The organism is Kocuria sp. SM24M-10 (assembly GCF_001027955.1).
Classification (GTDB): domain Bacteria; phylum Actinomycetota; class Actinomycetes; order Actinomycetales; family Micrococcaceae; genus Kocuria; species Kocuria oceani.
In genome coordinates this window covers 1-7,027 of the sequence record NZ_LDNX01000086.1, presented here as the reverse complement: position 1 = coordinate 7,027, position 7,027 = coordinate 1, and the positions used below count along the sequence as shown (strand labels likewise).

The following is a 7,027-nucleotide window of genomic DNA, read 5'->3' as shown; positions in this document are numbered from 1 at the left end:
GGGCGCTCCGTCCGCAGCTCGACCGCCTCCTCCGCCGGACGGGCCTCCCCCGGGCCCGCCTCCACCGGTCCGGGCGCCGCCGGGCCGACCGCCGGTGCACCGGCCCCCGGGGCCGTGACGTCCCGGCCGGCGTCCGCGGCGCCGGCGCCGGACAGCAGCGGGGCGACCCACCGGGTGCGGGGGTCGGCGTCCACGAGGACCGCCTTGAAGAAGAGCGTGAGCGGCACCGCCAGCAGCGCCCCCAGGGCCCCCAGGGTGGCCGCCCAGAAGACGAGCGAGAGCATGGTCACCGTCACGGACAGCCCCACCGCGTCCCCGACGATCTTCGGCTGGATGAAGGTCTGGATCACCACGTTGACCAGGCTGTAGACCACGACCACCGCGAGCATCAGCCGCGGCCCGCCCTCGAGCAGGCCGATCAGGGCCGGGGGGACGAGGCCCAGGACGAAGCCAATGTTGGGGATGTAGTTGGTGATGAACGCCAGCAGGCCCCACAGCAGCGCCACGGGCACGCCCAGCCAGATCAGCGCCAGGGTGTCCACGGCCGCGACGATCAGCCCGAACACCGTGGTGACGAGCAGGTACTTCCGGCTGGTGGCGGCGAAGTGGCGCAGCGCCACGGCGAGCTCCCCCGGGGCGCCACGGAGGGCCGCCAGCTTGCCGGGGAAGGACGCGGCGTCCACCGCCATGAACAGCACGAGGGTCACGATGAAGAAGAGGTCGGTGAGCAGGGCGAGCAGCCCGCCCAGCAGTCCGCCCGCCAGGGAGGCGATCCGGCCGAGGTCCACCCCCGAGAGGAGCCGGGAGATCTGCTCCTGCCCCACCCCGACCTGGGCGAGGGCCGCGACGAGCCCGTCCAGCAGCGCGTCCAGCTCGGCCTGGTAGGTCGGCACCAGGGTGGCGAAGCGGGCACCGGCGACCACGAGGGACGCCGTGAGGACCAGCAGGGCCGCGTAGACGGCGACCAGGGCCACGGCCGTGCCGACCCAGCCCGGCAGCCCACGGCGGGCGAACCAGCCCCGCACCGGGTGCGCCGCCAGGGTGAGCACCAGCGCGAGGAACGCCGGGCCCAGCAGGTCCGCCATCGTGCGCATCCCGAGGACGACGACGACGGCCGCCGCGAGCCCCACGAGCACCGCCACGGGCCGGCCCAGCAGCGGTCCCGGTGCCCGGCTCGGGGGCGTGTGGGCTCCGCTTCCTGCCTGCAGTGTCATGGCGGCTCCTCCGCGTCGGCGCCGCGGGCGCACGGTGCCTCGCGCCCGGGGTCGTTCCCACCGTCGTGCCCCACGATCGGTGCGCACATCACCCCGCGCGGGTGACGCCCGTTCCGCCGGCCGGTGCTCTCACCGCGGCCGGTGCGCTGCCCTAGGCTGGCCGGCAGGACAGGTCCGCCGTCGGAAGGAGAGCCCCGTGCCCGGTGTCGTCGTGGTGGGGCAGGTCGCACGCGACCTCGTGCTGGTCGTCGACCGGGTTCCCGAGGAGGGCGGCTCGACGGAGGTCCGCGAGCGCCAGGAGCTGCTCGGCGGCAAGGGCGCGAACCAGGCCGTGGCGTGCCGCCGGCTGGGCGCCGAGGTGGAGCTGCTGGGGGTCGTCGGCACCGACCGGGCCGGCGAGGACGTGCTCGCCCAGGCCGCCGCGGACGGGATCGGCGTGGGCGGCGTGCTGCGCCGCGAGGGCGTGCCGACGGCGCTGCTCGTCGACGTCGTCGGCCCGCCCGGTGTGCGCCGTCTGCTCGAGGACGTGGCACCGGCGGCGCTGCTCACGGCCGAGGACGTGCGGTCCCGGGCGGGACTGCTGCAGGACGCGGGCGCCGTGCTGGTCCAGCTCCAGCAGCCGGGCCCGGCGGTGGTGGAGGCGCTCGCGGCCGCCCGCGGTGCGCTGGTCGTGGCCGACGGGGCCCCCGCGGACGCACGGACACGGCGGCGGGTCCTGGACGCGGCGGACGTGGTGCGCGCCGACGGCTCGGAGGCCGAGGCGCTGGTGGGGTGGGCCCCGCGCGGGGTGCCGGAGACGGTGCGGGCGGCGCGGGAGCTGCTGGAGCAGGGCCCGCGCGTCGTGGCCCTCGCCGCCGGGGACGCGGACGTGGTCGCCTGGGCCGCCGGGCACGTGGTGCTCCCGCACCTCGGCGAGGACCCGGTGGACCCGACCGGCGCGGGCGACGCGTTCGTGGCCGCGCTGGCCGTCGCGCTGCTGCGCGGCGAGGACCCGCGGACCGCGGCGTGGTGGGCCGCGGCGGCCGCCGCGCAGGTGGTCGGCACGGCCGGCGGGCGGCCGCACCTGGACCCGGACCGCTTGCGGGAGACGGTGCGCCGCCACCGGGGCGCCTGAGCCGGCCACAGGTGCGAGGACCCCGGGCACGACGAAGGCCGGTGGTCCGCGTCTCCGCGGTCCACCGGCCTCCGGTTCGTCGGGCTGACAGGATTTGAACCTGCGACCCCTTGACCCCCAGTCAAGTGCGCTACCAAGCTGCGCCACAGCCCGAAGCGCTCAGTACGTCGCCGCCCTGAGCACTCGCATCACATTACAGCAACCCGGGGCGGAATTCATCTCGGCCGGCGCCGCCGCTCAGCGCTTCCGGGCGCGCTTCTCGCGCACCCGCATGCTGACCTCGATCGGGGTGCCCTCGAAGCCGAAGGTCTCCCGCAGCCGGCGGGTGATGAAGCGGCGGTAGCCCGGGTCGAGGAAGCCGGTGGTGAACAGCACGAAGCGCGGCGGGCGGGAGGAGGCCTGCGTGCCGAACAGGATGCGGGGCTGCTTGCCGCCGCGCACGGGGTGCGGGTGGGCGGCCACGATCTCGCCGAGGAACGCGTTGAGCCGGCCGGTGGGGACGCGGGTGTCCCAGGACTCGAGGGCCTTCTCCAGCGCGGGCACCAGCCTGTCCTTGTGCCAGCCCGTCTTGGCGGAGACGTTCACCCGCGGCGCCCAGGCCACGTGCGCGAGGTCTCGGTCGATCTCGCGCTCCAGGTAGTAGCGGCGGTCCTCGTCCATCAGGTCCCACTTGTTGAAGGCCAGCACGAGGGCGCGCCCGGAGTCCACGGCCAGCTGCAGGATGCGCACGTCCTGCTCCGAGAGCACCTCGTCGGCGGCCAGCAGCACCACGGCCACCTCGGCGCGCTCCAGGGCGGCCTGGGTGCGCAGGGACGCGTAGAAGTCGGCGCCCTGGGCCATGTGCACGCGGCGGCGGATGCCGGCGGTGTCGATGAAGCGCCACGGCCTGCCGCCCAGCTCGATGAGCTCGTCGACCGGGTCCCGGGTGGTGCCGGCCAGCGGGTCGACCACGACGCGCTCGGAGCCGGCGAGCTTGTTGAGCAGCGAGGACTTCCCGACGTTGGGGCGCCCGATCAGCGCCACCCGGCGGGGCCCTCCGGTGAGCTCGGTCTCGGCCACGGCGGAGAACTCCGGCAGCACCTCCATGACGGCGTCCAGGACGTCGGCAGCACCGCGCCCGTGCAGCGCGGAGACCGGGTGCGGCTCCCCCATGCCCAGGGACCACAGGTAGGTGGCCTCGACCTCCAGCTGCGGGGAGTCCACCTTGTTGGCGACCAGGATCACCGGCTTCCGCACCTTGCGCAGCATCTTCACGATGGCCTCGTCGGCGGCGGTCACCCCCACGGTGGCGTCCAGCACGAGCAGCACGGCATCGGCGAACTCCACCGCCAGCTCGGCCTGCTCGGCGACCCGGGCGTTGATGCCCTTGGCGTCGTACTCCCAGCCGCCCGTGTCCACGAGCGTGAAGTTGCGCCCGGCCCAGGTGGCCCGGTAGGAGACCCGGTCCCGGGTGACGCCCGGGGTGTCCTCCACCACGGCCTCGCGCCGGCCGAGGATCCGGTTGACAAGGGTGGACTTGCCCACGTTGGGCCGGCCCACGATGGCGAGCACGGGGGCGGGGCGGCGCACCGGGGCCTGGTCCTCACCCTCGGCCCATCCGGCGAGCAGCGCGGTGTCCTCCTCGTCGAGCTCGTAGTCCTCGAGCCCGGCCCGCAGGGCCTGCGCGCGCTGCTCGGCCTCGTCGTCGTCGATGGCCGCGAGCCGCTCGGCGACGTCGTCCGTGCTGCCGCCGAGGATCTCGGCCTCGTAGGGGTCGTGGGCGGTGTCGTGCGCGGAGTTCTCGGGGTTGCCGGTCATGGCTGTCCTTCGCTGGGCCGGGGGCGGCCGGTCGGGTGCGGGAAATTGTCGGGGGTGGCCGGGCGGGCCCGGCTCAGGCCGTGCGGCCGGCCGCTCGGACGACGGCGTCGAGCACGGCCTGGACGGTCTGCTCGACCGTGAGGTCGGAGGAGTCGATGGTCACGACGCCGTCGGCGGCCTCGGTGAAGTTGACCACCGTGGAGTCCTTCGCGTCCCGGCCCACGACCTCGGCCCGCAGCTGCGCGGCGTCCTCAACCCCGCCGTTCTGCAGGCCGCGGCGGGCCATCCGGGCCCGCTCGTCCGCGGTGAGCAGGATCCGCGCCTCGGCGTCCGGGGCCACCACGGTGGTGATGTCCCGGCCCTCGGCCACGATCCGGCGGCCGCTGTCGGCGATGAGCTCCTGCTGCCGGGCCACCAGGACGGCGCGTGCCGCCGGGTTGGTCGCCACGGCGCTGACCGCCCCGGTCACCCGGGCGCCCCGGATCTCGACGGCCACGTCGGTGCCGCCCACCAGGACCAGCTCCCGGTCCGGGTCGGTGCCCTGGGCGAGGGGGAAGGTGCGGGCGGCCTCCACCACGGCGTCGGCGTCGGCGAGGTCCACCCCGCGGTCGAGGCACCACCAGGTGAGGGCCCGGTACATCGCCCCGGTGTCCAGGTAGGCGAGGCCGAAGCGGCGGGCCACCTCCTTGGACACGCTGGACTTGCCCGAGCCGGAGGGCCCGTCGATCGCGACGACCAGCTCCCGCCCGGCGCCGGGGAACGGCGCCCCGGCCTCCGGGGCGCCCGCGGCGGAGCTCGTCCCGGCGTTCGGTCCGGTGTTCGTTCCGGTGTTCACTGCACGACCTTCCATCCGCGCTCCTGGAGCGCCTCGACGAGTTCCTTGCGGCGGTTGGGGAGCACGGAGACCTCGGCGAGGCCCACCGGCTGGCCCGGGGAGTGCTCGAGGCGCAGGTCCTCGAGGTTGACGCCGATCTCCCCGATCTCGGTGAGCAGGCGGGCCAGCTGCCCGGGCACGTCGCCGACGAGCACGGTCAGGCTGGCGAAGGCCCGCGGCGCCCCGCCGTGCTTGCCGGGGATGCGGGCCTGGCCCGCGTTGCCCTCGGCGATGAGCTGGGCGATGTCCAGGCGCGCGCCCGGGGCCTCGGGTCCCTCGAGGGTGGCGATGAGGCGGTCGAGGTCCTGGCGCACCCCGTGCAGGGACGCCACCACGGGTTCGGCGTTGGCGGAGAGGATCTGCACCCACAGGTGCGGGTCCGAGGCGGCGATGCGGGTGGTGTCCCGCAGTCCCTGGCCCGCCAGGGACAGCTGGTGCAGCGGGGTGTCCTGCAGCCGGGAGGCCAGCAGCGAGGACATCACCTGCGGCAGGTGGGAGATCAGCGCCACCGTGGCGTCGTGCTCACGGGCGTCCATGAAGGTCACGGTCGCCCCGAGGTCCACCGCGAGGTTCTTCGCGGCGGCCAGGGCGGCGGGCGAGGAGAACCCCGAGTCGCACACGACCCAGGGCATGGAGGTGAACAGCTCCCCGCGGGCCGCCACGGGACCGGAGCGCTCGCGCCCGGCCATCGGGTGGGTGCCCACGTACCGGGCGAGGTCGCCGCCCAGCTCGCGCACGCCCTCCAGCACCGCCTCCTTGACGGAGGCGATGTCGAGGACGACGGCGCCGGGGTGGCGCTCCAGCGCCTCGGCCACGGTGCGGGCCGTGACGTCGGGCGGGGTGGCGACGACGACGAGGGCCGGCTCCGGAGCCGGCCCGGCGGCCCGGCAGGAGCGGCCGGCGCCGATGTCCTGGGCCACGGCCTCGGCGGTGGGCGAGGCGTCCTGCAGCCACACGTCCACGCCCAGGTGGCGCAGGCCCAGCCCGATGCTGGCGCCGAGCAGTCCGGCACCGACCACGAGCACGGGGCCGGTGGTCGCCGCGGGGGCCGATCGGGCGGAGGGGGTCTGCGTCACCGGGGGCTCCTCACATGCCGACCGAGGCGAGGAGGTGCCCGACCTCGGTCCGGGACAGCTTGCGGATGGTGCCCTGGCGCTGGTCGCCGATCCGGATGGGACCCACCTGGGTGCGCACGAGCTTCTCCACGGGGTGGCCCACCGCGTCGAAGAGCCGCCGCACGATCCGGTTGCGCCCGGAGTGCAGGACGACCTCCACGAGGATGTGCCCGGGGGTGGAGTCCACGAGCCGGAACGAGTCGACGGAGGCGGGCCCGTCCTCGAGCTGGATGCCGGCTTTCATCGCGGCCCCGACGCCCTTCTCCATGGGCCCGCGCACCTGCACGAGGTAGGTCTTGGGCACCTCGTAGGAGGGGTGGGTGAGCCGGTTGGTCAGCTCGCCGTCGTTGGTGAGCAGCAGCAGCCCCTCGGTCTCGACGTCGAGGCGGCCCACGTGGAACACGCGCTCGTTCTTCTGCTGGTTCAGGTAGTCGGCCACGCACGGGCGGCCCTCGGGGTCCTCCATGGTGGAGAGCACGCCCTCGGGCTTGTTGAAGGCGTAGTAGACGAGGTTCTCGTCGAGCTGCACGCGCACGCCATCCACGTGGATCTCGACGGTCGCCGGGTCCACGCGGATGCCGAGCTCGGTGACGGTCTCGCCGTTGACCTGCACGCGGCCGGCCTCGATCATCTCCTCGCAGACCCGCCGCGAGGCCACCCCGGCCTGGGCCATGAGCTTCTGCAGGCGCACCCCGTCAGGGTCGTGCTGGTCCAGCCGGTCCACCGGCGGGTTCGTGGGACGGCGGCGACGGTGCGGCGGGCGGTAGGGCGTGGCCGGCATCCGCCGGGCGCTGCGCTCGGAGGAGGCGAACGGCCGGGGCCCCCGGTCCTGGGTCCCGCCTTTGCCGGCGCTCTTCGAGGCGCCGCCCTTCGCGGTGCCGCCCTTGCCGGCGCCGCCCTTCGCGGCGCCGCC

Annotated in this window: 6 protein-coding genes and 1 tRNA gene; 1 reads left to right on the top strand and 6 read right to left on the bottom strand. The window is 75.3% G+C overall.

Annotation, left to right across the window (positions count from 1 at the left end; all coding sequences use genetic code 11):
• Window positions 1–1,214, bottom strand: a 1,214-nt coding sequence (locus ABL57_RS10115) for an AI-2E family transporter (protein ID WP_082157361.1), incomplete at its 3' end; no start/stop codon positions are given.
• A gap of 196 nt (window positions 1,215–1,410) precedes the next feature.
• Between ABL57_RS10115 and ABL57_RS10110 the strand changes: the two genes are divergently transcribed.
• Complete coding sequence (locus ABL57_RS10110) at window positions 1,411–2,328, top strand: PfkB family carbohydrate kinase (protein WP_047803345.1); 918 nt, start codon at window positions 1,411–1,413, stop codon at window positions 2,326–2,328.
• A gap of 79 nt (window positions 2,329–2,407) precedes the next feature.
• Here the strand turns inward: ABL57_RS10110 and ABL57_RS10105 are convergent.
• The 5 genes from ABL57_RS10105 to ABL57_RS10085 form a co-directional block, all read right to left on the bottom strand.
• Window positions 2,408–2,481 (bottom strand) — tRNA-Pro (locus ABL57_RS10105).
• An 84-nt stretch (window positions 2,482–2,565) separates the two neighbouring features.
• Window positions 2,566–4,125, bottom strand: coding sequence for a ribosome biogenesis GTPase Der (gene der, locus ABL57_RS10100; RefSeq protein WP_238986028.1), 1,560 nt, complete (start codon window positions 4,123–4,125; stop codon window positions 2,566–2,568).
• Window positions 4,126–4,198: 73 nt separating this feature from the next.
• Window positions 4,199–4,975, bottom strand: a complete 777-nt coding sequence (gene cmk, locus ABL57_RS10095; RefSeq protein WP_082157359.1) for a (d)CMP kinase — start codon at window positions 4,973–4,975, stop codon at window positions 4,199–4,201.
• On the bottom strand, window positions 4,957–6,075 hold the full coding sequence (locus ABL57_RS10090; RefSeq protein ID WP_047803344.1) for a prephenate dehydrogenase: 1,119 nt from the start codon (window positions 6,073–6,075) through the stop codon (window positions 4,957–4,959). The genes cmk and ABL57_RS10090 overlap by 19 nt, the downstream gene beginning before the upstream one ends.
• 10 nt (window positions 6,076–6,085) lie before the next feature.
• On the bottom strand, window positions 6,086–7,027 hold a 942-nt coding region (locus ABL57_RS10085; protein ID WP_047803343.1), incomplete at its 5' end, for a pseudouridine synthase.

Coding starts and splice junctions, on each gene's coding strand:
- cmk (WP_082157359.1), bottom strand. CDS start 4,975: ATGGAAGGTCGTGCAGTGAACACCGGAACGAACACCGGACCGAACGCC.
- der (WP_238986028.1), bottom strand. CDS start 4,125: ATGACCGGCAACCCCGAGAACTCCGCGCACGACACCGCCCACGACCCC.